The sequence below is a fragment of the Paramuribaculum intestinale genome (assembly GCF_003024925.1).
Classification (GTDB): domain Bacteria; phylum Bacteroidota; class Bacteroidia; order Bacteroidales; family Muribaculaceae; genus Paramuribaculum; species Paramuribaculum intestinale.
Map to the genome: position 1 here is coordinate 1 of NZ_PUED01000284.1, position 2205 is coordinate 2205.

Here is a 2205-nt window from a genome sequence, read left to right on the forward strand (position 1 = left end):
TGTTTAATAGACAGTTCGTAGTTTGTATGTCAATAAATTTTCGTAAATTTGCATTCATAATGATAGAAAACAGTTTGTACGACAGGAAGTCCTTACGGGCAATATACGGACCGAAAGCAGATTTTAAGGAAATTGCCAAAGATTGTGTTGCTTTTGCCAACGCACAAGGCGGTATGATCGATTTTGGAATAGAAGATGAATTGGTCGTAAAGACAGGAGCGACAACTTCTTTGCGTTATAATCTCGCGACAAAATCAGTCTAATAAACCACGCTGTTATCGTAAATTTATCTATATTTGTCGCAACTTTGTCTTTGGACAAAATCAACAGACTGTGTTTTAGTAATATAACTTGCGACAAACACGATCTAATAAAAGGTCTGACTTGCGACAAACGTATCAATCCATTTCCAAAGATTGAGATACCCCGTCATTGCGATGAGGTACAATGCTGAAAAATCGTAATTGCCAGGGATTTGTACTTGTAAATGTAAAGGTGTAAGAAATATTAACTTCAGTGATTTGGAGAGATGCCGTATTATTGTTAATTTTGTGGATGTTATGCCAAGTATGGCGAAGAACTTTGAAATCTATAGGAGTAAAAATAGGGAATAGCCGAAAATCGCTATAGATGCAAATGTTTGATAATTAGAGTGGTTACCTCAAGAAATAAGTGTCCCAGGCGGATCACTTGAAATTAAACCCAAACATCTATATATCAGATGTTTGGGTTTTCTTATTTTTGAAGATTGTCCACAAATTGTCCACCAAATGAAGAGCTGCGCTGATGTGGACAAAAATTTTTCGATGTTGAGTGTTAAATTTTCTCAAACATTATGGCCGGGGTGCGTGTTTTGTATTTCGGTGCGAATTTTTCGTGCTGCAACAACTATCCCCCATTTATGAACAACGAGGAAAAAATTGAACACGCAAAAGGGCTTCTCCGCGAATGGAAAGCCACACACCACGAGGAATACTGCAACTTCACCGACTGGATGCATGACCGCGAAGGCCCCGGCTTCATCGCGGTATTCAACCATGCCAAGGCTTTCATGCCGCAATTCGAGACAGCCGTGCTGCTGCATCTTAAAGATGACAGCTCGAATGATGTGGGCCATCTGGAAAAGATGCTTGTCGAGGGAGGCATGGAGAACCATCTGCTGACAGGGCTGAATACTCCCCACATACCCGGCAACATTTTCCTGCCGATGTTGGCATGGATGTTCTACGGGCGCAGCTTCGAGTGTATGGTGGAGTACGGTGAAGACCTTATCAGAAATCCCAAGACTAATTTTCTTATACGCTTGGGAGCGAAACACCATATCAAGTGGATAATCAAGAGCAGCATAGCATTGAAAGGCCGAACAGAAGAGGACTGGGCTAACTTTGTCGAGGAACAGCGCGAGATGGGCAGCGAACCTAACGTTACCGCCAAGACCATCGCCAAGTTGAAGACAGCTTCGGAAGAAATACGGGAATTTGTAAAACCCGCAGGAAAGAAAGGTGCTCCGGGCAGAGCCGCCCGTCGTCGCCCGTTGACCGAGCTTTTGCCCAATGGCGACAATTATCTCTTTGACTGCATCGACAACCATGTGAAGATACGCAATAGCGGCAAGGATTTCGCCATGCTATTTATCGTGCTTAACGAGGGGCAGGCGTTGGCGAGAACCAATATCGTCGAGTTTCATTCCGCTCTCTCCGAAAGATACAAGGATAATCCCGGAATACCAATCCCAACCCCGCGCAGCATACAGGAGGGTCACAAGAGCTATATGGAGCTTACCGAGTACAAGGGCAACAAAATCCGAATGTTCGAGCGGCCGGAGTATATTTCCGAATACAATGACATCCGGGAGAAGCTGAGTGTAGCCGATTATATGTTTGCCGACTGACATAAGCGCTCGACCAAAACCATAATGCAGAAGCCATCTGACAATTTTGTCGGGTGGCTTTTGTCGTTTTTGGCAGTTTGGTTTACCCCTATTTCAGACAAATTTCGGCTCAAGCCGAAAGCACGGTGCATATGTTAAATTGGGCAATTAGAAGTGTTAAATTTTAGGCGTAGAGTTTGACCAATCGGAAGATGAAGAAGTCTCGGTCTCTTACTCCACGCATCTGCGATCGGAAGATCTTGACCTTTGAGTTGAATGCCTCGGCCGAGGCGTTGGTGGCCCTCCTGCGAAAGTAGTTGATTATTGTCGGGGCA

At 44.3% G+C, this 2205-nt stretch carries 3 protein-coding genes; 2 read left to right on the forward strand and 1 reads right to left on the reverse strand.

The features are described from left to right. On the forward strand, nt 1–263 hold a 263-nt coding region (locus C5O24_RS12775), incomplete at its 5' end, for an AlbA family DNA-binding domain-containing protein (protein ID WP_205961121.1). Between the two features lie 638 nt (nt 264–901). After that, entirely contained in the window at nt 902–1891 is a 990-nt protein-coding gene (locus C5O24_RS12780; protein WP_123543107.1) for a DUF6043 family protein, read from the forward strand. A 163-nt stretch (nt 1892–2054) separates the two neighbouring features. Here the strand turns inward: C5O24_RS12780 and C5O24_RS12785 are convergent, their stop codons facing one another. After that, complete coding sequence (locus C5O24_RS12785; RefSeq protein ID WP_420920342.1) at nt 2055–2195, reverse strand: transposase; 141 nt, start codon at nt 2193–2195, stop codon at nt 2055–2057. Nucleotides 2196–2205: the final 10 nt, after the last annotated feature.